General features: G+C 60.8%; 25 protein-coding genes. 20 read left to right on the top strand and 5 right to left on the bottom strand.

Going from position 1 to position 21,863, the window contains the following annotated elements:
• Positions 1-126 precede the first annotated feature (126 nt).
• The 19 genes from ATHL_RS11655 to ATHL_RS11570 all read left to right on the top strand — a co-directional run bounded on the left by ATHL_RS11655 (position 127) and on the right by ATHL_RS11570 (position 18,022).
• Positions 127-897 (top strand): hypothetical protein, encoded by a 771-nt coding sequence (locus ATHL_RS11655; RefSeq protein ID WP_197534062.1) that lies wholly within the window; start codon positions 127-129, stop codon positions 895-897.
• A 63-nt stretch (positions 898-960) separates the two neighbouring features.
• The gene (locus ATHL_RS11650; protein ID WP_013560804.1) at positions 961-1,206 is read left to right on the top strand and encodes a hypothetical protein; all 246 of its coding nucleotides are present in this window, start codon (positions 961-963) and stop codon (positions 1,204-1,206) included.
• Positions 1,193-1,531: a type II toxin-antitoxin system PemK/MazF family toxin gene (locus ATHL_RS11645; protein ID WP_013560803.1), complete on the top strand. Its 339-nt coding sequence runs from the start codon at positions 1,193-1,195 to the stop codon at positions 1,529-1,531. Before ATHL_RS11650 ends, ATHL_RS11645 begins: the two co-directional genes overlap by 14 nt.
• The gene (locus tag ATHL_RS11640; protein WP_013560802.1) at positions 1,528-3,528 is read left to right on the top strand and encodes a WD40 repeat domain-containing protein; all 2,001 of its coding nucleotides are present in this window, start codon (positions 1,528-1,530) and stop codon (positions 3,526-3,528) included. Before ATHL_RS11645 ends, ATHL_RS11640 begins: the two co-directional genes overlap by 4 nt.
• A 186-nt stretch (positions 3,529-3,714) precedes the next feature.
• Positions 3,715-4,434, top strand: a complete 720-nt coding sequence (locus ATHL_RS11635; protein WP_041455022.1) for a YdgH/BhsA/McbA family protein — start codon at positions 3,715-3,717, stop codon at positions 4,432-4,434.
• Complete coding sequence (locus ATHL_RS11630) at positions 4,431-5,369, top strand: hypothetical protein (RefSeq protein WP_013560800.1); 939 nt, start codon at positions 4,431-4,433, stop codon at positions 5,367-5,369. Before ATHL_RS11635 ends, ATHL_RS11630 begins: the two co-directional genes overlap by 4 nt.
• An 8-nt stretch (positions 5,370-5,377) precedes the next feature.
• Positions 5,378-5,917, top strand: coding sequence for a hypothetical protein (locus ATHL_RS11625; RefSeq protein WP_013560799.1), 540 nt, complete (start codon positions 5,378-5,380; stop codon positions 5,915-5,917).
• Positions 5,914-9,375, top strand: a complete 3,462-nt coding sequence (locus ATHL_RS11620) for a serine-rich protein (protein WP_013560548.1) — start codon at positions 5,914-5,916, stop codon at positions 9,373-9,375. The genes ATHL_RS11625 and ATHL_RS11620 overlap by 4 nt, the downstream gene beginning before the upstream one ends.
• Positions 9,372-9,515, top strand: coding sequence for a hypothetical protein (locus ATHL_RS19085; protein ID WP_013560797.1), 144 nt, complete (start codon positions 9,372-9,374; stop codon positions 9,513-9,515). The genes ATHL_RS11620 and ATHL_RS19085 overlap by 4 nt, the downstream gene beginning before the upstream one ends.
• Positions 9,512-9,829 carry a hypothetical protein gene (locus tag ATHL_RS11615; protein WP_013560796.1) on the top strand — a complete coding sequence of 106 codons (318 nt, stop codon included), beginning with the start codon at positions 9,512-9,514 and terminating at the stop codon, positions 9,827-9,829. The genes ATHL_RS19085 and ATHL_RS11615 overlap by 4 nt, the downstream gene beginning before the upstream one ends.
• A gap of 1 nt (position 9,830) precedes the next feature.
• On the top strand, positions 9,831-10,031 hold the full coding sequence (locus ATHL_RS11610) for a hypothetical protein (protein WP_013560795.1): 201 nt from the start codon (positions 9,831-9,833) through the stop codon (positions 10,029-10,031).
• The gene (cpaB, locus tag ATHL_RS11605) at positions 10,028-10,888 is read left to right on the top strand and encodes a Flp pilus assembly protein CpaB (protein ID WP_062193795.1); all 861 of its coding nucleotides are present in this window, start codon (positions 10,028-10,030) and stop codon (positions 10,886-10,888) included. Before ATHL_RS11610 ends, cpaB begins: the two co-directional genes overlap by 4 nt.
• Positions 10,889-10,898: 10 nt before the next feature.
• The gene (locus ATHL_RS11600) at positions 10,899-12,185 is read left to right on the top strand and encodes a CpaE/TadZ family protein (protein WP_062193792.1); all 1,287 of its coding nucleotides are present in this window, start codon (positions 10,899-10,901) and stop codon (positions 12,183-12,185) included.
• Positions 12,182-13,417 (top strand): TadA family conjugal transfer-associated ATPase, encoded by a 1,236-nt coding sequence (locus tag ATHL_RS11595; RefSeq protein WP_062193790.1) that lies wholly within the window; start codon positions 12,182-12,184, stop codon positions 13,415-13,417. The genes ATHL_RS11600 and ATHL_RS11595 overlap by 4 nt, the downstream gene beginning before the upstream one ends.
• Positions 13,414-14,004: a ClpP family protease gene (locus tag ATHL_RS11590; RefSeq protein ID WP_013560792.1), complete on the top strand. Its 591-nt coding sequence runs from the start codon at positions 13,414-13,416 to the stop codon at positions 14,002-14,004. The genes ATHL_RS11595 and ATHL_RS11590 overlap by 4 nt, the downstream gene beginning before the upstream one ends.
• Positions 14,001-14,924, top strand: a complete 924-nt coding sequence (locus ATHL_RS11585) for a hypothetical protein (protein ID WP_013560791.1) — start codon at positions 14,001-14,003, stop codon at positions 14,922-14,924. The genes ATHL_RS11590 and ATHL_RS11585 overlap by 4 nt, the downstream gene beginning before the upstream one ends.
• Before the next feature lie 101 nt (positions 14,925-15,025).
• Entirely contained in the window at positions 15,026-15,892 is an 867-nt protein-coding gene (locus ATHL_RS11580) for a hypothetical protein (RefSeq protein WP_062193787.1), read from the top strand.
• A 5-nt stretch (positions 15,893-15,897) separates the two neighbouring features.
• Positions 15,898-17,157: a CAP domain-containing protein gene (locus ATHL_RS11575; protein ID WP_013560539.1), complete on the top strand. Its 1,260-nt coding sequence runs from the start codon at positions 15,898-15,900 to the stop codon at positions 17,155-17,157.
• Positions 17,147-18,022 (top strand): N-acetylmuramoyl-L-alanine amidase, encoded by an 876-nt coding sequence (locus tag ATHL_RS11570; RefSeq protein WP_062193784.1) that lies wholly within the window; start codon positions 17,147-17,149, stop codon positions 18,020-18,022. The genes ATHL_RS11575 and ATHL_RS11570 overlap by 11 nt, the downstream gene beginning before the upstream one ends.
• Here the strand turns inward: ATHL_RS11570 and ATHL_RS11565 are convergent.
• The 3 genes from ATHL_RS11565 to ATHL_RS11555 are packed head-to-tail and all read right to left on the bottom strand — an operon-like array spanning position 18,019 to position 18,939.
• The gene (locus ATHL_RS11565) at positions 18,019-18,312 is read right to left on the bottom strand and encodes a HigA family addiction module antitoxin (protein WP_062193864.1); all 294 of its coding nucleotides are present in this window, start codon (positions 18,310-18,312) and stop codon (positions 18,019-18,021) included. The genes ATHL_RS11570 and ATHL_RS11565 overlap by 4 nt on opposite strands.
• A gap of 20 nt (positions 18,313-18,332) precedes the next feature.
• Entirely contained in the window at positions 18,333-18,626 is a 294-nt protein-coding gene (gene nadS, locus ATHL_RS11560) for a NadS family protein (protein ID WP_062193782.1), read from the bottom strand.
• Positions 18,619-18,939, bottom strand: a complete 321-nt coding sequence (locus ATHL_RS11555; RefSeq protein WP_062193779.1) for a hypothetical protein — start codon at positions 18,937-18,939, stop codon at positions 18,619-18,621. Before ATHL_RS11555 ends, nadS begins: the two co-directional genes overlap by 8 nt.
• Positions 18,940-19,024: 85 nt before the next feature.
• On the opposite strand from ATHL_RS11555, the gene ATHL_RS11550 reads away from it, so the two are divergent.
• Positions 19,025-19,429, top strand: a complete 405-nt coding sequence (locus ATHL_RS11550) for a prepilin peptidase (RefSeq protein WP_162787686.1) — start codon at positions 19,025-19,027, stop codon at positions 19,427-19,429.
• Here ATHL_RS11550 and ATHL_RS19820 read toward each other — a convergent pair.
• Both ATHL_RS19820 and ATHL_RS11530 read right to left on the bottom strand, forming a co-directional pair.
• Entirely contained in the window at positions 19,398-20,591 is a 1,194-nt protein-coding gene (locus ATHL_RS19820; protein ID WP_236822373.1) for a DUF4411 family protein, read from the bottom strand. The genes ATHL_RS11550 and ATHL_RS19820 overlap by 32 nt on opposite strands.
• On the bottom strand, positions 20,588-21,793 hold the full coding sequence (locus tag ATHL_RS11530; protein WP_013560531.1) for an XRE family transcriptional regulator: 1,206 nt from the start codon (positions 21,791-21,793) through the stop codon (positions 20,588-20,590). Before ATHL_RS11530 ends, ATHL_RS19820 begins: the two co-directional genes overlap by 4 nt.
• Positions 21,794-21,863: the final 70 nt, after the last annotated feature.

Here is a 21,863-nt window from a genome sequence, read left to right as displayed (position 1 = left end):
GAGAGGGGGGAAAAGGATAGGGGGGCTGGCCTGAATCACCAGTTTTTACGAGTGGGACAGTAGCCCCACTTTGCAGATTTGTAAGTTTCCTTGCGGGCAAGAGTAAATATTCGTATGCTGGAAGGGATGAACAGAATTAGCAGAGCCAAAAAAGCAAGCACTTTGCCACGAGGACATCAGTGGATTGCATGGCGGTGGAACAGTCAGTTCTGGCCGCGCGTCATCATGGCGGTGAAGACGCTGGGAGAAACGGGCGTTTCCACTGCGCTGGATTTGCTGCTGTTGCTATCTCAAAAAACCGGGGTTGAAATGCGCGCAAATTCCCTGCGCAATGTCGTTTATGGCGCGCTGGCGGATGAGCAGGTGTCCCACAAGATGGTGGATCAATTTTCGGTTCGGCTTTCCGGTCTGGGTGGTTTTTTTACGATGAATGTTTTGCAATTAACCGACTACGGCAAAGACCTGTGCCGGGCGCTGGGGGTTGAGCCGGTGGAAAGCGACTGGGAGAAAATCATTCGCCTGCACCGCGGCGAGGAACAGGTGGTACACGGGGGAGCGGTGCTATTTGCTGCCTACCAGGCACGACTGCGGGGGTGGAAGGCAGAGGTTATGCCGTTCGACCCGCAGGAAACGCCCTGGTTTCAGCCCGACCTGAAAGTGACCGACCCTGAGGGGTGGTTCTACTACTGCGAGGTGGAAACCCGCTCACGTGATAACCCCGATAAATGGGCGAGAATGCGGCAGGCAAATCTGATCGTACCCACACCGACCACACGGCACTGGATGGTGCGGAGGTTGAAGGACATGGGCATTCCCGGACGCGCCACCGATTTGCGCACGCTGGCACAGCAGGCAAAGGCGGGCGATTTGAGCCGGTTCTGGCTGGAGAAGTGGTGATTAACACACACCTACTTGACACACTAAAAAGATATGTATAAAATAAACGCGGTGAGGTGTGTCATGAACCTGTATAGAGCGCAAATTATTCTCGAAAAACAACAGCACGAACAGTTGAGTCAAATCGCCCACGAAGAGGGCAAATCCATTTCCGAGGTGGCGCGAGAATTGATCCGCCTTGCTCTGCGGGAGCGTCAGCGCCGTCAGATGGAGATGGCTGCCCAAATCCTGCAGGAGGATTACCAGAACGACCCTGAATTGACCGCTTTCACGGCGCTGGATGGAGAGGATTGGGATGAAACGCGGTGAAGTCTGGCTGGTCAATCTCGACCCAACCCTGGGAGCGGAGATGCGCAAATCTCGTCCGGCGGTGATCGTTTCCAGTGACCTGGTGGGTGTTCTGCCCTTGCGGGTGATCGTTCCGCTGACCGACTGGAAAGAGCGTTACAGTGTGGCGCCGTGGATGGTGCAGATAAAAGCCGCATCCAGCAACGGGCTGGACAAAGACTCGGCAGCGGATTGTTTTCAGGTGCGTTCGGTTTCGACCATGCGCCTTGTGCGAAAAATTGGGAGACTGTCTCCCGAAGACATGGAGAAAATTGTTCAAAGTATTCAACTGGTAGTTGAGGCATGAAAAACGCGATTCTCTTTGCTCTTTTTCTCACTCTGCTGACTGCTTGCGCTCCGCAGGTGGTTGATAACGCTGGGCTAACGTCAACCGTGACCCTCACAGCGACCGCAGCGGCGTCTGCTACGCCAACCCCAACCGCAACATTCTTGCCAACGGCAACCGCAACGGGGTCTCCCACGCCGACCGCTACACCAACCCCAATGCTGATTTCCCTGCCGGTGACCAACGGGACGCCGGTTCCCGATCTGCCCTATGAGGTCATCACGGCGGAGAACGTCCACCGTCTGCGCGAGATTGCCCGCTACGGCTACCCGCGTCTGCTGGACGAGAACCCTTACCGCCTGACCGCAGACGGGAAGACGATCGTGGTGGGAACGACCGCCGGGATCGAGTTCTACGATGCCCGCACCCAGGCAAAAAACGGCGGGTTCGAGGTGGAGTTCCTGCGGGCGTTCGACATGAGCCCGGATGGACGCTTTATCCTCACCCGGGCCGGGGACACCCTGACGGTGTGGCGTCAGGACGGGCAGAAGGTGCGGGAGTTTGCGCTGGAAGCGGGAGATGCCTGGGCGCTGAATGCGGTGGCGCTCTCTCCCGACGGTTCCCTGCTGGCGGTGCAGCGTCCGAGAGGGCAGGTGGTGGAGCCGGACAGGGTGGACGTGTACCGGGTAGAAGACGGCAGTCTGGTGGATACGGTGCGCGGTATGGGAGCGCAGTTTTCCCCGGACGGGAAGTACCTGGCGACGGTGTTCGATGCTTCCGTGCGGCTGTATCCGGTAGCGGAGTTGGGACAGGGCTGGGAGAAGCGCCTGCCCAGAGAGACCCTGCCGTGGTGCGGTGAGGACACCTGCGGGCTGGTCTTCTCGCCGGACGGCACACTGGCGGCAGTGGTGCGCGCCGGGCGGGTGGATGTGTACCAGGTGGAAACCCGTAAACTGGTGCGGCAGGTCAGCGGGTGGGAGGTGCTGGATCGGTACACCCTGCCGCAGGTGCAATTCGCACCCGCTGGTGAACAGGTGCTGATTGTTGTCAAGGCGAAGGCGATCCTTGTGGATATTGCCAGCGGGAAGTGGCTGATGGATGAGGACGCCCCGGACGGCTTTCTCTGGTTCGATGACGAGAAGATGCGGGAGTTCTCGTGGAAGACGGAAGGAGAGATTGAAGGAGAGATTGGGGAATTATTCAGCGTCGAAGACGATGGGACTGTGAGGTATCGTCCCAAAGAATGTGTTGCCGTTGATGAACATCTGAATTGCTATACCTTGCTCCAATCCGAAAACGGGTGGCAATTGCTAAAGAACAAAGAAGTTGCGGTTGAATTTAGAGTACCCGCAGGATATGCTATTGGCAGTTGGTTGGATAACGGCGTGACAATTCTCAACGACTTTGCGGTTATCTCTTGGTTTATGCAAGTTAAAAGCGAGTATCCTCCTCGCGGTTTTGCTGTTTTTGACTTGAAAAACGGCAAGCAGGTGTTTTCTTCACCAGGCACAATTGCCAGGTTTTCGGTAAGTCATGAATTTGTCAGCGTTGGGTATGTGCAGGATAATCTTTACCATGTTCTGCTGGGGAACAAAGGCGCATTCAAAAAACTCTCTTATTCTGATTACTACTTTCACACCCTTGACAGAGAAGGACAGAGGTTGTTCCTGTTTGGAATGTTCAAGGGTTTGGTGGTTAATTTATCAGATAACACAACCAGTCGAGTCGAGTTGCCATTAGGTGGGTATGGCAGGGGTAGTCAAGCCATTGTTTCGGAACGTGCCAATCTAATTGTGGACAATCTGTATTGGTGGAGAATCCCGGGTATTCGTTTTTTAGACCTGAACAATTTCCTGAATGCAGGAAAAAGCGATCCTGTGTATGTGTTGCCTTTACTGGATGGCGGGTATCCCTTCTCGAGTTTCATGTTTTCTCCAAACGGGCGGTTCTTTGCCACCCAGGCAGACGGCTTCATCCGTATCTGGGCAGTGGTTCCGGAAGATGCGCCTGTAAGGTGATTGTAAGGTCTTTTTCGGGGTGATCTTACGCCGGGTTCATTTGCGCCCGGCGTAATTTTTTGGTATGCTTTTGGGTAGACGTGAACCCATAGCCCGGTTGTACGGGTGGTCTCCGCTTTGAAAAAGCGCCCACACCTTTCGGGTGTGGGTTCTTTTCGTTAACGCCAGTGATAAACGGAGGTGAAGATGCGAAAAACGATTGTGTTCATGCTTGCGCTGGTGCTTCTGGCAGGGTGTTCGCTGCGCGCCACACCAACGCCGACTGCCGCACCCCGCCCAACGCCTACGCCGACCGAAGAGGTGCGGTATTACCCAACAGTTTCACCTGATATCCGAACCAGTTTAGTCAATCAATTACCATCAGATACTTTTCCAAGCCGTTATTACGAACCGCCTGAAGGGAATTACTTTGTCGCAATGACGGTATCTACGGGAGAAACCGGTCAAATGACTGCCGGAAAGTGGACATTGGATGTTCTCTGGGTTTATGAACGAAACGCTAGTGTTGTTTTTTATCCTCTCGTCCTCGGAGTATGGGACGGGAATACCTACACGCCCTATCTCTTTCCAGCCTACGATGAGTTTCCGACAGACCGGGAATCGTACTTCCGCTATCTGGACGACAATCGCATTCTCGAAAGAGGACGTTTGATTTTTCCACGAGTTCAGGGAGATTTCGTTAGTCGGACTGGAATTGATTGGCAAAAGTGTGGAGAGAGTACATTCTGTCAGGTTGGGCGTTTCATGCAGGAAACTTACAACCTGGATCGCGTTGTTGAACTGGGAATAGTTGGAGTTAATTACCCCATTCCAGAGGGTTGGGCTTTAGCCTGGTACTGGATCCCGTCAACCGAGAAAAACACAATGCCGGGCTTTGATAAAGTGGATTTACCTGGAGGTGAATGATGACCATCAACTGGCGTTTCGTGTTCAGTAAATTCTGGCAGATTACCCTCATGGGGCTGCTGATAGCCGTCGGTATTGCCCTGTTCCCGCAGGCACAGTGCGCCGTGGCACAGACGTGTGATCGTCCATCCGATAAATGGTGTGGCACAGGCAAATGCTGCGACTTTACGGGTGGGATTAAGTACGTTACACGTTGCAATGGACCCACGTATGCTACTCAGCCTTATCGGTGTAACCCGTCATCCGGAAACTGCAACGTAACTGATTGGATGGGGTGGCCGTATGAAACGCGGATTTACAACGGGCGGACGCAGGCTCATTTGCCAGACTGCGTGAATGGAGTGTGGAAGGAAAATCAAGTTTGGGCGTATGTAGATTGCTGCTACGGTTCCACTGGTGGTGGAGGCTGCACGCCCTCATACGCCCCCCCGACGATAGACGACACCTACACGGTGGATCCGCCGTACCCGGTGCCGTGGCGGCAGGAGCAGCCGCCCTACGGTGAGGCGTTGGGGATGACCATCAACGACATCAAAGCCCACGGTGGGGCAGATACCGCCTGCGGGAGCGGACAGGCGAATATCACCAGCCTGACCGTGTGGGTGGAACTCACGGAAGAATCGCGGGACTGGATCGTGTACACGCTGGGACAGCGCTATCCGGGTGCGCACGTGCTGGGTGAGTACCCGCAGTACCCGGAGCGCCCGGACGATCCTCTTCACCCGTATGCTCACTGTGCCTGGACGTATGGGACAAGCGGCATCAACACCCCGAACGCCGAACTGGACTGCCGCTTTTTCCGCCCGTGGGATCCGGGCGACTACACCGTGCACGTGACCGCCTGCCAGTCAGATGGCAAATGCACCACGAAGGTGCTGCCCAACCCGATCAAGGTCTATCTGCTGGAAAGCCGACTGCTGGCGCCGGAGCCGTGAGGTGGGGCATGGAGTGGTACACGCCGTTCGTTTGGATTGCAAACGGATTGCTGGCGCTGGTGTGGCTGCTGGTGGAGCACCTGTGGCAGGTGGGGCTGGCAGGCGCGCTGGGGTATGCCGTCCTGCGTGCACCGGTGAGTCAGCAGCGCTGGACGCTGGGGGTGGCAGTGCTGGCGCTGCTGGCAGGGCTGCTGGCGCCCTTCCCGGTGGCGCTGTTCCTGCTGGTGATGACCCTCGCCGGGCTGCTCGCCGTGCGGCTGGAGCGGTTCAACCCGCAAAACACGCACTGGATGCTGGTGCGGGGGCTGGGGCTGTACGCCCTGACAGGTCTGGGCTTTGCCGCCTACCGCGAGTGGCTTCTGCCCGCCCTGAGCGCCCCGGCACTGCTTCAGGGGCAGGCCTATCTCAACGCCATCGCCTCGATTGCGCTGTACCTGCTGCCGCTGGGGTATCTGGCACTGCTGGCGCAGGGACTGCTGGTACACCCGCCGGTGCAGCAGGACGCAGATGAGATCATCTACCACTTTCGTTCACGGGGGAAGCCATGATCAGAGTGCTGGACAACGGACTGCATATCGAAGAGGGCGTACTGCGGTACGCCTGGTTCCGGCTGGAGACGCCGGAAGGGGAACGCTACCGCTGCGTCGCCTTCCGTGAGTTAGCCAGCGTGCCGTATGACGTGGCGCGGGACACCGACACGCTGGGCAGACAGTGGGCGGCGCTGCGGGGCGTGTACAACGCGGGGGTGGATTACCTGTACACGGCGCTGGGAATATTTCACCCGGAGCATGTGGGGATCGTGCAGCTGTACGGGGCGGCGGGAGAAGGGGAAAGCCGGGAGACAGCGGCGTCACTGGCGCTGGAAGGCGCGGCGGCAGTGCAGGCAGCCCTGGCAAACTTCCCGCAGTCGCAGACCCGACCGCCCGATCTGCGCTGGATCGAGTGGTATCTGGAGTTCGTCACGCGGCGGGCACGCAACGTGCTGGCACTGCTGGGACATCCCGACCCGCGCGCCAGCAAGCGCGGACTGGGAGCGGACGGCAACCTGCCGGACTACGCCGAAGACGACCTGGCGGAGGAACAGAACGAAATTCTGTTTCGCGGGCTGGCAAAACTGCGGCAGGATTTCGTCTTCCAGGTGGCGGCAGAGCACGTAGACCGCAAGCGCCTCTCGCGGGCGCTGGTGGAAGTGGCGCGGGTAGCGAGCCAGTTTGCCAGTCGGCGGCGGGGAAGTGTGAACATCGGCTTCTCGCTGGGCATTCCCCTCATGGCGGCGCTGGGGCAGGCGGTATCGGGCGGACAGGGCGGTTCGAGCGCGGTGGCGCACTCAACCGCACAGGGGACGTCGCACGGCTGGGGGCAGGCGCACTCGGACAGCCACAGCGTGGGCAAGAGCGAAGCCTGGACGAACGGCGGTTCGGAGACGCACAGCGTGGGCACGTCGTGGGCGAAATCGGTCTCGGAGGGACAGTCCTGGTCGCACACCGAGAGTCACGCCACCACCGATTCCAGCGCCACCTCGACCTCGGTAGGCAGCGGCAGTTCCTGGTCAAGCGGGGGGAGCATTTCCAGCGGGGTCTCGGGAAGCCACACGGAAAGCGCCGGGAGCGGGACGACCCTCTCGCACGGCACCTCTTCCGGGGTGAGCACCTCGACGGGAGAAAGTCTGTCCCATTCGGCAAGCATGAGCACGAATTACTCGGCAGACGCCAAAATTCTGGGCGTGGGCGGCGGGTGGAGTTCCGGGGTCAGCGAGGGCTATTCGGGAACGCAGTCGAGCAGCCAGAGCGTCTCCAGCGGGACCTCTGAAGGGGTGGCGGTGAGCAGTACGCAGGGGACGGCCGACTCGAGCGGATGGAGCGCGGGAGCCAGCCAGTCGTGGATGAGCGGGGGGAGCAGTTTCTCCAGCACCACCACGATGAGCGGACACGCCGAAACGCACGGCACTGCCGACAGCGTGGGTGGATCGCATGTCGAAACCACCACGGTGGGCGGCAGCGAATCGTGGTCTCAGTCGCGCATGTGGGCGCACACAACGGGCAGGAGCGAATCATGGGGCACGACCGACACCACCAGCGAGCAGTACGGGCGCAGTTACGCCGAAGGCGAGAGCGCGGCGCAGGGGGTATCCCGCATGACCGGGCAGGCGTTTACCGGCGGCTTCTCCACCGGGCTGGTGCCGGGGGTGAACGTGGGACGTTCGTGGCAGCTGGAGGACGACGTGGCAGACCGGCTGACCGAAATCCTGCGGCAGTTCGAGGGGCTGGTCAACCAGGCAGCGGCAGAGGGCGGCTTCATGACGGACGCGCTGCTGCTGGTGGACACGGAGGAAGGCGCGCGTGCCGGGGAGACGCTGGCCAGTCAGGCATTTCACGGCACGACCGTACCCACCCCCGTCCTGACGGTGCGGGCGGACGACCCGCGCGTGCGGGAGCACGCCCTGGCGTTCCTGCCGTATGCGGAAGCCGACCCGAACGACCCGTTCGGCGGGGTGCTGTGGACGAAGTACGGCACGCTGCTCACGGCAGGGCAGCTGGCCGCCTACACCGCGCCTGGACTGGTGGAGGAGAGTACGGCGGTGGTGACGATTGCGCCGACGCCGAAAGGGCTGACCTTCTACCCGAACATGCCCGGGGACGTGGTGCTGGGACACCAGTACAGCCCGCTGACGCGCGACCTGACCCGGGCGCAGGTACGGCTGGACGCGGAGCGCCTGTTCCACACCATGTTTGCCGCGGATACCGGCTACGGGAAGAGCGTGGCGGCGATGCGCCTTGCCTATGAGACCACCCTGAAGTGGCATTTGCGCACGGTGGTGCTGGACTTCGGCGCAGGCTGGCGCAGTCTGCTGAACGCCCCGGGACTGGAGGGGCACGTGGACATCCGGCAGTTGTGGCCGACGGCAGCCAGACCCTTGCGCTGGAACCCGCTGCAAATCGGGAGGAACATCAACCCGGAGACGCAGTGGCGGGCGTTTGCGGACATCTTCGGGAGCGTGGCACGGCTGGGGGTGAAGCGGCAGAAGCAGGAACTGCTGGACGCCCTGCGGGCGGTGTACCTGCAAGCCGGGGTGCTGGTGGACGACCGCGAGGTGCGCGGAGATGCGCAGTGGGGCTTTGTCCAGACGGACGAGGTAGAGGTGGCAGAAGCGCCTGTCGGGACGCCGCTGGGGGAATTGAGCCTGACGCAGCGGCAGCGGCTGGCGGTGTACCGTTCGAGCCGGGTGGATTTGAGCACGCTGTACCGGCAGGTGGAGGAGAAACTCTCGCGGGTCAACCCGCGGGACACCATGCTGACGGGCGTACTGGAAGGCATCCTGTACCGCATGAATGCGCTGGTGCAGGGAGCGGCGGCGGCGCAGTTTTCCGCCGGTCCCGACTGCGTGCCGATGGAAGACCTGGCCAAGCCGTGGGGAGTGGCGATCATCGAGGGGGGCATGTTTCTGGACGACTTCGGCAAGGCGTTCCTGCTGGGCTGGGCAGGCTGGCACCTGTACACGGACATGGTGGCGCGGCGGGTGCATGAGGTGAACACAGACGAGCCGATTTTGCAGATTTTCTTCGAAGAAGCCAACAAGATTTTTGCCGGGGTGGACGCCGGAGGCGGAGACGACGAGAGCGGCGGAGTGAGTTTGAGCCAGCGCTTCGGGGACATGTTCCGGGATGCGCGCAAGTACAAAGCACGCCTGCACGTCATCACGCAGGCGCCGAGCCTGATCCCGCAGGACATTATCTCTTCCTGCAACAACCTGGTGGTGGGTTTCCTGAAGAACCCCAAAGACAAGGACATTGTCCTGAGCGGGATTGCGCGCAGTGAGAAGGGCTTCGTGGATGAGCCCTGGCGGCGGTTTCTGGCGGACTTGCAGATCGGCATGTTCCTGGGGCGCTTCCCGTATGCCTTTGAGCGGGAAATGCAGCAGCCGTTCCTGTTCCGACCGCTGGCGGTGGTGGCTCCCGAACCGACGGATGAAGAGATTGCCGCAAAACTGGGGAGGATTACGTTATGAGCGATTGGAGAACCGATAAACAAACAACATTCGAGACCCTGACGCTCTCCACGGCGTGTTTCATCTGGGTTGTTCTCACTCTGCTGCTGTCCGTGGCGTATGTCGTCTGGGTTGTCTTCAATGCCGGAGGCTGGAAATGAACAAACCGATCGTGGTCTTTCTTTTGCTGGCGGGAGTCCTGCTGGTGGGACTGCTGGCGGGAGAACTGTCCGGTGCAGACAGACCGGTGGATCCGCAGCCGGTGAGCCTGAAGACGCAGCCCGCCACGGCAACGCGCACCCCCGGATGGTGGAACGGGGTGGCGACCTGGACGCCCAGCCCGACCGCTGACCCAACCCGGGAGGTCACGGAGACGGTGGAGGGACGGTCTACGCCCACGCCGCAGCTGGACATCCCGCCGGTGCGCACGGTGGAGATGCCGACCCCACAACCCACATGGACGAGGAGACCGTGAAATGGGCGAAGAAGAACTGACGCACCTGCTGGAGCGACTGCGGGAACGGCGGCTGTTCGATGAGGTGTTCGTGCTCATTCTGGAGCGCGAACCGCAGGGAGACTGGAAACTGCTGGACTACGGCATGAGAGAAATCTCCGACGTAGCCGCATGGCTGGCCGTACAGAAACAAAAATACACAAGCGAAAAGGAGAAAGCATGAAGAAGTTTATACCTCTTGTACTGGCGATTGTCGTGTTTGCGGTGGCGCTGGCGCTGAACCAGCCCGAACCACAGGCAGCGGTGGTGGTGGCGGCGGCAGACCTGCCCGAAGGCAAGGTGCTGTCCGAAGCGGATTTGACCGTCAAAGAAATGCCTAAGAGCCTGGCGCCTGAGGGAGCCGCGGGTGACGTGCAGCGCCTGATAGGGCAACGGTTGCGGGTAGCGCGCAGCGCGGGCGATCCGATCTTGCCCGCGCACCTGGGCGGGGAGGTGCTGGAACTCCAGCCCAACGAGCGGGCGGTGGCGCTTTCGGTGAGCGCTTCGCAAGGGCTGGCAGGACTGCTCAAGCCCGGGGACCGCGTCGGGCTGACGGTCATCGTCACGGCGAATCAGCAGCCCTACGCCAAGTACCTAGCGGGCGGGTTGCGGGTTTTGTGGGTGGACCCGGCCTTCCGGCGGGAGCAAGCGGTTGCCCCGCAGGGCACGCCGCAGCCGGGCGGGCTGTTCGGCGGCGGGTCTTCCGCGCCGGAGACGGATAGCGGCGGCGCGGCTAAGGGGCTGGTCGTGCTGGCAATTCCGGTGGATGCCCAGACGCTGGTGTACGACTTCTCCCTCCAAGGTGCTGTAAGCGAGAGCAAGCCGGTGTACCTGGTGGATGTGCTTCCGGCGCTCACTACGCAGGGAGCACAGTTTGGTTTGGTGCTGGAGCCGGAGCAGGCCCAGGACGTGCGTACCAGCGGCATTGCTCTGCCTGCACTGGCGGTGACGCCCAATGCGACCTACACGCCTACGCCTACTTCCACAGGCCAGCCCTCTGCCCAGACAGAGTCAACCCCCGAACCGACTAAGAAGCCCTAGGAGGTGAACGATGTGGAACGCAAATAACCTGGTGCAGTCTGCGGAGGCGGTCACGGTCTTGCTGGCGGGGTCTATCCCGCGCTTGCAGGCCTGGTACACAGCGCTTGCGGCGGATGCCCGCTTTCGGGTTGCAATGCAAGCCAGCGACCCGCAGGATTTGCGGAGCAAACTAGTAACAAACCCGGATGTTTTGGTGCTGGACGCGGGGATTTATCCCGGTCCGCAGCCGTTGCTAGACGACTTGACCCGTTATCACGGCGCGGCGTATGTGCTTCTCCCCATGGAGGCGTCCCGCGAAGCCATGGACAGCGTGGCCCAAATCCCCTGTGTGAAGGGGGTGTACAAGGGGGAGATCAACCTGGTGGCAATTGCCGGGGAGATGTATGCCGCCGCAACCGCACAGCGCACAAGCCGCCTGAACGCGGGCATGGAGGCGCTGTGGAACCGTCCGCAAAGTATGGGCGGCGGGCAGCCGCTGGGCTTGCGGGTGGTAGCGGTGTGGAATCAGGCGGGCGGGGTGGGCAAGACCACCATCGCCTCGAACCTCGCCTATGAAGCCGCACGGCGGGGATTGCCCGCTCTGCTGGTGGGGATGGGCGCGCCGGACGACTTACCGCTAATTCTGGGTTTGAAGCCCGAACCCAACCTCAACCATTGGCGCGCAAACCCGACCGCCGAAGGCTTGAAACTGGCGCTCCAGAAGGTGGACACGCTGGATGTGCTGGCAGGCTTCCCAGATGTCTTATCCGAGGCGCGGGCGATCACCACGCCCCTCGATGCGCCGGAGAGCCTTCCCAAGTTGGTACTGACGGCGGCGTATATGGGGTATGCGGTGATCGTGCTGGATGCCCCGCCAACCGCACTGGCCAGTGCGGCGCTGGCGGCAGCAAATACACTGGTGCTGGTGGCACGTCCCTCGCTGGAGGGGGTGATGCGCACCGTGGAGGCGTATAGGACGGTGGTTGAGCGTCTGGCGGGCGAACACCACATTCCTGCCAGCGGGGTGTATGTGGTGCTGAACCGTGCAGGCGGGCGCATGGCGCTGGACGAATGGCACAAAGCCGCCTCCGCCCTGCTCGGAAGACCCTTCCCGCCGGTGGTGGCGCAGATTCCAGACGAGCCGCGGGTCGGAGAGGCACAGGATAGCCGCAGATTGCCGGTGAACGTGAGCGATGCTTTTGCCAGGGGCTTGAAGCCGCTGGCGGATGCGCTGTTCTCTCCGCAGGGGGCGCAAGCGCCGCAGAACAGTAACGGGAAAAAAGCCTTTGAAATTTTTGGAGTGAGGGTGAAGGTATGAGTTGGCTGGAACTGATGGCGCAAACCACCCCGGAGCAGGAAGCCAGAATCGTGGAAATGGCCTCTGGGGAACTGAAAAGCCTGCCGCTCTCGGTCTTGCGCGACCGCCAGCAGTTGCAGGCGCGGTCGCAGGCGGCGGTAGCGAGCGCGGCCACCCGTCTAGGGGTATCGCTCACCCCGCAGTTGCAGGCGGCGCTGGCTAAGACAGTGGCGGCGCGCATCGGGGGGCTGGGGGCGTTTGACGAACTGCTCCCGCCGGCGCGCACGGATTTGAGCGAAATCACCCTCAACCCAGATGGGACGCTCTGGATTCTGCGCAAGGGGGAGCGCTTCTTCGAGAAGTACAACCGCCAACCTGGACTGGATGAGGTCTGGCGCAGCGTGGAAGCCTTGCTTGCGCCGATTGGACGGGCGATCTCGGAAGCCCAGCCCTCGGTGGACGCTAAACTGCCGCGCATGGAAGGCATGGGCGGGGCGCGGGTGAAAATCGTCCATCCGGTGCTGGCGCCGGGGTTGGGGTATCCGGCGGTGAACATCCGCCTGTTTGAGCCGCGCCCCGTGCCGCCGGAGCAGATAGTAGCCTGGAACGCCTGCCCGCAGGCGGTGATGGACGTTCTGCTGGAAGCGGTGGCGGGCGGTTTGCGCGTGCTGGTGATCGGCGGGACGGCGACCGGTAAAACGACCTTCCTTTCGGCATTGGCGCATGGAATACCGAAAGAGGCGCGCATTGTGAAGATTGAAGACCCGGAGGAAATCTGGCTGCCGCACCCCAACGTGGTGACGCTGGAAGCCCGACCGCAGGTGGTGGGGAGCGACGTGCCTGGCTATTCACTCTCCGATGGGGTAGATGACGCCATGCGCATGGCGCCGAACTGGCTGATGGTGGGCGAAGTGCGCACGGGGACGGCGGCGCTGTCGCTGTTCCGGGCGCAGATGAGCGATCATCCGGGGTTGTCCACCCTGCACGCCGAAGGGCCGGAAGCCGCCATCCACCGCCTGGGGGTGTTGATGTGGGCGGACGCGCAGGTGCGCATTGAAGCCGCCAAGGAGATGTTTGCCATGGCGGTAGACCTGGTGGTGCAGGTGGGCTGGAAGGACGGGCGGCGGCAGGTGCTGGGGGTGTGGGAGGTGAACCCGGAGTTGAAAGCGGGCAACGTCACCTTCCGTAAACTTTACCAGGCGGGAGAGTCGCAGATGGCGGAGATTAGCCGCCGGAGAGGAGGTGCAGGATGAAGCGGGAGCGCTGGGTGCAGTTCTTTGCGCCGGTGAACGGCGAGAGTTTTGGGCTTTTGGTGAACCTCTTGCAGAACGCTGTACTGGACGGGACGGAGCGGGTGCACCTGCTGCTTTCCACGCCCGGAGGCACGGTATCCTACGGTCTGACGCTCTACGCCCTGCTGCGCGGACTGCCCATCGAGGTGTGGACGTACAACGTCGGGCAGGTGGATTCGATTGGGGTCGTGGTGTACTGCGCCGGAAAGCGGCGTCTGGCAGCGCCGCAGACGCGGTTTTTGCTGCACGGCATTCGAACGCCGTTGGAGAGGGGCGTTTACACCACTGAACAGTTACGGGAAATCGTCGGCGAGATGGAGACCGACCAGCGCAATATCTGCCGCGTGCTGGCCGAGTCAACCGGGCAAGCGCTGGAAAAAGTGGAGCGGGACCTGTTCCACGCCCTGACGCTGCTGCCCGAACAGGCCAGGGAATACCGGTTGGTGGATGAGATTGTGACGGAGATCATCCCCTCGCAGGTATCCCTGACGACGATTTTCATCAAGGACGAGAGACACAACGAGAGAATGTACGTGGAGGAAAAATGACCCACACACTGGCGCAACTTCTCATGGCCGTGTCGCTTGCGGCGCTGGCGTACTATGCCCTGGAAGCGGTGGCGAAAAACCGCGGACGGGCAGCGAAGACCCTGGCGGACTACTACCAGCCGCTCACCCCGCAGGAAGAAAAGCCCATCCGCACGGGGTCGCTGGAACACAAAGTGCGCCTGGCGGGGGTGCAGTACCGGCTGAACGTGGTGGGCAAAGAGAAGGCGTACTACTACGGCGGGATGGTGGTCGTCGCGCTGGCGGCGCTGCTGGCGCTCATGTTCCTGGGCGTGCCCCTGCCGCTGTACCTGCTGGCGCCGGTGCTGGGCTGGGTGGTGGTGAGCGGGCAGGTGAACGGCGCGTGGAGCAAAATGCGCATGGCGCTGGAGAAGGAACTGCCCACGTTTCTGCTGCGCATGAGCGCGACCATCCAAGCCACGCCCAACGTCCCGGAGGCGGTAGCGGACGTCACCGCCTCGCTGGATCCGGCGGGACCGCTGCAGGCGTGGATGAAACGCCTGCTTACCGCCATGCAGACCGGCGGGCGCAAAGGGCTGGAGGAGATGCGCGAAGAAGCCGCAGCCATCTCCCCGTCCCTCATGCTGGCGGTGATGGAACTGGAACGCCTGTGGGAGACCGGCGGGAGCGGGTACGTGGAAGCCTTCCGGTTGGCCAGCGACAACCTGGCATCCATCCTGGAAGGGCGCGCCATGGCAGCCGCGAAGGCGGACGGCGCCTGGGGGACGGTGCGGGTGATTTTGCTGGCCCTGGGCGGCTCGCTGGTGGTGGCCATGTCAAGCGGCGCGGGCGGAGGGCTGTTCAACACCCCGGCGGTGCAGTTGGGACTGCTGCTTGCCCTGGCGTGGGCGGCCTTGGGGTGGAACGTGATCGGCGACATGATTCGGGAGGTGATGGAATGAGCGAAGCGGTGAGATTCCTGGTGCTGGGGCTTTCGATTGGCTTTGCCCTGGGCTACACCTTTGAGGTGCTGCGGGACTTCTTCATGGAGCGGAGGTGAGGGATGGAAGCGGCGCAGATTCTCATCCCACTGTCCCTGGCCCTGCTGGTGTGGGGCGTGGCGCAGAACGTGAAGGTGGGCGGAGGCAGAGCCGCCAAAGCTTTGAGCGAATACTACGCCGAACGCACGGAGAAGAAGACGAAGCAGGAAACAATCGGCGAAGCGGTGGCGGGCAAACTGCTTTCGGTGAAAACGTGGGAAGATCACCTGCGCTGGGCGCAGCGCGGCGGGCAGTACGTCGGGCAGTCGCTCGGCGGGGTGGTGTTCCAGAGTTTGCTGTTTGCTGGAGCAGGCTTGCTGGTGGTGATGGTCAACCCGGCGCCGCTGAGTCTGCTGGTGCCGGTGATGGCGTTCGCCTACCCGCTGGTGCGGCTGCGGTCAAAGGCGAACACGGTACGCAAGCGGGTGTTCCGCACCCTGCCGGAGACGGCGGCGCTGATTGCCGCAGAACTGGCGGCAGGCACCGCTCCGGACGTGGCGGTAGCGCGGGCGGCGGCGATTCCGGGACCGCTCTCAACGCTCCTGCGGGAAGCGGTGGAGATGAGCCGCGGGACGGGCAGGCCGTTGTTCTCGCGCAAGCCTATCTCCGGGACGCTGGTCGAGGCGATGGGCGCCAGCGGCATTCCCGCCCTGCACGCCTTTGGCAGTCAGTTAGACCTGGTCGCCAGCAAGGGCGTGGCAGGGGCGGCGCTGATGAGCGAAATTGCCCGCGCCCTGGGACAGGAGTACCGCGCCAAACTGCAAAGCGAGGTGGAGAAACTGGACTCCCGCCTGGTGCTGGTGGTGGCGCTGTTCTTCTTTGTGCCGTTCGTGGGACTGCTTTTGTTTGCCTCCCTGCGTCCGGTGCTGCAAATCTTCCTGGGAGGGTAGGTAGCATGAAGCGGGCGCTTCTGGTTGTCTTGCAGATGGCTTTTCTGGTTCTCCCCGTGCAGGCGCAGAGCCTGCCGTGGGTGGAGATGTGGGTCACGGTGCGGGACGGCGTGACGGGAGTGGTGCTGGCAGATGCGCAGGTGGAGAACCCGCTCTGTGAGGGTCTGCCTGCGGACGCCTGCACCCGTTACGGGGTGTGGAACGCCGAACGGCAGGCGTTCATCCTGAAAATCCCGCGTCTGGAGCCGTATGAGGTGGTGGTATCGAAGGACGGATACGAGACGCAAGTGCGCAGCGGCACGGCGGTGGATGCGGTGACGACGTGGGACGTGCGCCTGTTCCCGGCGCAGGCAGGCGCGACCTTCCGGGTGTACCTGCCGCTGATTATGAGTAGCGGCACGCCGTTACCGCCACCGGTGTACGACCCGGTCGCGGCGGTGGGACGGTTGAACTGGTGGCGTTCGCTGGCGGGACTGCCTGCGGTGAGCGGCAATCTGGAACTGCATTCCGCCTGCCGGGCGCATGCCCGCTGGATGGTGAACAACGGGATTGCGGCGCACACGGAAGACCCTGAACTGCCGGGGTACACGATTGAAGGCGATGCGTGCGGGCAGGCGGCAAATCTTGCATTTGGGGTGGATGTGTTCCCGGGCGATGAGCAGGCGGTGGATGCGATGATGGCGTCGCCGTTCCATGCGCTGAACGCGCTGGACGGGCGGCTGGTGGAAGTGGGCTTTGGCAGCGCGCGGCTGGAAACGGTGTGGAGCGGTTCTTACAGCGCCGCGGCGCTGGATGTGTTCCACGGGCAGGACTGGAGCCTGGTTCCCGCGCCGACCACCTTCCCGAAGGACAACGGGACGCTGCCGGTGCTCTCGTACAACGGGCTGGCGCAGCCCGACCCGCTGACGGCCTGCCCGGGCTACACGGCGCCGACGGGTGCAGCGCTGCTGGCAATGTACCTGCCCTACCCGCCGGGGACGATTGCGTCCACCACCCTGCAGCAGGGCAGTACCCTGCTGGAGCACTGCGTGATTCACGGCTGGTCGTACCACAATCCGAACCGCGATCTGGAACTGCAGGGACGCAGCGCGCTGGCGGAGCGAGGCGCACTGATGATCATACCCCGTCTGCCGCTGCAGGCAGGAAAGACCTACACGATGAGGGTGACCTGGGCGGGCAGTCAGGAGGTGCGCTGGACGTTCACCACGGCGACCGAACCGCTGGATATTCTGCCGTTGCGGGTGCTGTTACCGCATGGAGATTGAGATTGTCTCGCCGAGAAAGTTGCTCACCGGTCTGATGATGATCGGACTGGTGGTGGGCGGGGTGTGGGGGGCACTGGTGCACGTCCCCAGGGCGAGAGTGGCAGCGGCGCAAGCCCTGCCCTCTCCGACCCCCACACCCCTGCTGACGGCGGCGGTGTTTGAACCGACCGCCACCCCGATGGCTGTGCCAACGGCGACACCCATGCCCACACCCACTGCTGTGCCGGACAACCTCCAGACCTATCTGGAGGGATGTCGAAAGGGTGGGGCGGCGGCTTTCACGCCGGACTACGCCGGGGCGGTGGTGGCGGCGTCCTGCAATCACGGCGGGGAGAACCGTCCGCAGGCGGTGGTGGTGCATGCCACGGAGGGCGAATTGCCCGCAGCCCTGGCGCACCTGCGCGACCCGCAGAGCCGGGTGAGCGCGCATTACGTGGTAGATCGGGACGGGACGGTGTATCAGTTAGTCCCGGAGCGGGCGGTGGCGTACCATGTCGCCTGCGGGGTGGAAGGCTGTGTATCGTCCTGCCCGGCGTTTCTGTGCGGGGACGGTAGACCGGAGAGCCGCAGTATCGGGATTGAACTGGTGAACCGCGGCAAAGTGCCGCAGGACTGGCGGGGAGCGGTGTACGAGGACTACGGGATGGCGTTCGGCTGGCGCTGGTGGGAGGAGTACCCGCAGGCGCAGCGGGATGCGCTGAAACGGCTGGTGGAGGATATTGCCGTGCGCTGGGGCATTGCGGTTGACCCTGACCATGTGTTGGGACACTACCGCGTGCAGGGCAAGCGCGACCCGGGTCCGGCGCTCAATCTCTTCTGGGAGCGCAACGGCAATCCGCGGGGAAGGGCGATATGGGGACGTTAGACCAGGGGCAGGACTTCACGTTCGATCTGACCTTCCAGACCTTCACGGGCGATTTCCAGGTCGTAGCGGGTCTGAAGGTTGAGCCAGAACTGGGGAGTAGTGCCGAAAGCGCGTGCCAGGCGCAGGGCAGTATCGGCGGTAATGCTGCGCTTGCCCTGCACGATGGCGTTGATGCGGTCGGGCGGAACGCGCAGAGCGCGAGCCAGGGCATTCTGGCTGATCCCCAAAGGCTTGAGGAATTCCTCGAGGAGAATTTCACCGGGATGGACAGGAGAAAGGTCTCGTGGCATCTCAAAGATTCGACCAATCATCAAGAGGAGTGCAGGACATCCAGTATCACTTCGGGATGTCTGGCGGCAATGAGCAGAAGGGTTCTGGCTGCGCCGCGCGGTTTACGGCGGTTTTGCTCCCAGTTCTGCAGGGTGTCAACGCTGACACCCATCAGGGCGGCAAACTGGCGCTGGGAAAGCCCCAGCCGTTCACGAATGGCTTTCACATCTCCAGCATTGATCTCGAAAGCACGGGAAGGGGGCTTCCGCCCTTGAAGAATTTCTGCCCCTTCCTGGATGCTGCTCAATAGTTCGGTAAAGGTTTCGTTATTCATGGTACTCCTCCTCGACAATCCGGCGCAGGATGTGGAGTTGTTCCGGTGTCAGGTCGGAACGCTCGTTCTTTCGGAAAGCGAACAATAACAGGATGGTGTCCTGACGAATGACCCAGTAATAAATTAGACGGATGCCGCCGCGCTTCCCTGTCTGATCCACACCCCAGCGAAGTTTACGCAGTCCGCCGCTTCCCGGGATGATCTTACCCGCATCGGGTCTTTCAGCGAGGTAGAGCTGAAGTTGACGGTATTCCTCATCACTGAGCAGTTCGATAATGCGGCGGGTGAAGACGGAAGTCTCGATGAAGTGCATAAGGCGGAGGCGGCGGCTGTTTCAGTCTGGTTTTGCTGCAAAGTGATTGTACGTCATTGGCGTACAACCGTCAAGGAGCATGCAGGTGACAATCGAAGGAAGAGATGTTTTCATATTCCTCTGGCTGCTGGTTTGCGCCGTCTTTGACCTGCGGCGGCGGGAAGTACCCGACTGGCTGACCCTGCCCGCGGTGGCGGCAGGGCTGGTATGGCGGGTGCTCCATCCGGACGGGTGGCTTGCGTGGGCGCTGGCTGGGGTGACGGTGGCGCTGACCCTGCTGGGCGTCCTGCCGGGCGGGGACATGAAGGGGCTGGCGGCGCTGGCGCTGGTTGACCCGCGCCTGTACCTGGCGGCGTGGCTGGGGACGGTTGGAGTGTACCTGCTGTGGTGGCTGGTGCGCCGCGAACGCAGCATGCCGGGCTATGTGGGCTTTCTGGTGGGGGTGGTGGGGTGGATGATTATTTCTGGCGTTTTGCCAGCCATTTCTTGAGGGATTCTGGGTTTTCAAGGGAACGGCGTCCCTTAAGAATTCCGCTTACACTCAAATCCTCGTCCAGTTCTGGCCAATGGATGTACTCCCCTTCGCCGATAATCTCGAAATGAGCGCGCTCGCTCTCGCTACCATACCACAGTCTGGGGTACCAGGCGAGCGGGACGCTGATAACACGTCCGTCGGTCAGTTCCACGACGAGCATATCTTCAGTAATCCGAACGGACTGGGCACGTGCCTGCTGGATTTCATTGACCAAAGTGCTCATACCAACGCTCCAAGAGATACGTCTGGTTTTCCTGAACCAGTTTACCAATCTGGTTAAGTTCCTGTGCTTTGAACCCACCGGATTTTTCCAGTTGGACCGGATCCAGCCAGAATTTAGCGACAAACTTTTCCCGTTGCACATGGATATGAGGCGGTTCACCGTAATCCAGAGAAACGAAAAAGAAGCGATAAGGGCCAATAACCAGAACGGTAGGCATGGGCTCAGATGAACTTTCCAGTTGAGATTATAACGCAAAACATTCCGTACAACTACAGTTGTACTGCGTAAAACGCCCGAAAACGCGGTAAAACTGCCCGTTTTTGCCCCCGTAAGGGGCAAAAAACACGCAGTACAACTGCGCAATACTTTCTGACCGGCTAAAATTTCACCTAACTGGAACTTCAAATCTCTGAGCATTTCCACGGTGCTGATCCACTGCACCTCAACAAGCTGGCAAACGTTGGGAATATGAATTTTCTTTCCGCCCACCTTACCATTAGATTTTTGGTCCTCGTTCTTCCACTTCTCTTCAGTCACAACGATCAGGCCGTGCGCTCTGGCATATGCGATCACCATGGGATCTGAACAGTCGAGAAAATCCTCTGCGATGTGATCTTCATAGCGGCGCCTTACCAAATCGGCGATGTTTCCGAATTCAATCCAGGCATCTTCGTCAAGGGGGAGAAAGAAATCCTTCCCATGTTCTTTTACCCACCTCACCAGGGCGTTTTGCTCTTTGTGCTCCACAATCTCATCATAAATGGGCAAAATACTGCACAGGATTTGCTTTTGCCTCCATTCCAGTAAGGCATCCCAGAATGCAGGAGCGATGTCAAAAGCATACCACCCTTTGCTGGGCTCAATGAATACATTGGCATCCAGGCAATACTTCATAGTCGACCTGTTTTCATCCTGTTCAGGGCTTTCTCAAGGGTAGCGAGGTTGGTATTGAGCAGGCGAGCCGCGTCACGATAAAGGACCTTTCCCTGTCTCAACGCCTGAAGAACTTCGGTGACAACGGTCTGGCTGTTGCGGGCCTGCCAGGTAGCATAGAAACTTCCACCGCCTGTTTTCTTTCTAAGTGGAATTACCTGCCGGTATATTTCTTCGTATGCAGCACGAAAAAGAGGGGCATCCAGTCTGTTCAATTCACAGGCCCGGAGCAAAACAGCGGGTGCGCTGACTTTGAACTCTCTGGCAAGCTGTTGAGCCGCATTCAGGATTTCAGGGAGCGTTGTTGTTCCAGATGGCCAGTGTTCTAGAAAAGGGTTCTGAGGGAGCAGAAGTTCTGCGGCAACGCGATTACAAAACCGTTCGGTTTCGGAAGTATCCAGTGGGTTATCGGCGGTCAAAGGGTTGGAGATGCCCCCTGCCCCAATCCAAAGATGGGCCAGTTCATGGGCAAGAGTAAAGATCTGCCCTGCAATACTATCCTGAGCGTTGATGAAAATGACCGGCGCATAATTGTCAGGTAAATTAAAACCGCGAAACTCTTCCACACTCAACGGACGGCGGTTATCGGAAAGGACAACGCCGTTGCGAATTACCGCTATACCGGCTTTTTCGGCATGTTTCACCAGCTTTTGTAAATGCTCGTTCCAGGAATATAACCCTTTAGCGGTTGGGGAAGGCAGATCCAGGACGGAACGAATCTGTTCTGCAACCGTTTGAGGGCTATCTTCCGGAGAAAATTTTCCGATAAAAGGCAAAGGCGAAAAGCCTTCCTCAACCCGCCATTCATGCAGCCAGGCTTGTTTACGCTTTGCATCATTCAGCACGGATTCCAGTTCGGGGCTGAAACGTCCAATCTGGGATTCGGGTAATCTGCGGAAGTCAGGGACGGCAGAAGGCGCAAAGGGGGGTTGGGAGAGGAAAAGATATCCAAAAGGAATGTGAAGAGCATGCGCCAGTTTCTCAGCCTGACGGTAGGTAGGCGCTGTCTCACCCTGTTCCCACGACTGGAGCACTTCTGGTTTTACCCCTGTTTTTCGAGCAAGGGTATTGAAATCCAGCAGCGAGCGTTCTCGGGCCCATTTCAACAGGGATGGGGTGATTTTTAAACGAGGAGAAGATGAAATTCTGCCTGACGGATTCATATCTTTATTATACGAGGGATGTAAAAAACACGCAGTACAACTGCGCAACTTGCGCGAACGGTTCGTTTTC

The sequence above is a fragment of the Anaerolinea thermolimosa genome, assembly GCF_001050195.2.
Taxonomy (GTDB): Bacteria; Chloroflexota; Anaerolineae; order Anaerolineales; family Anaerolineaceae; genus Anaerolinea; species Anaerolinea thermolimosa.
Note: the sequence above shows the minus strand (reverse complement) of the source record. Positions and strands in the feature narration are given on the sequence as shown.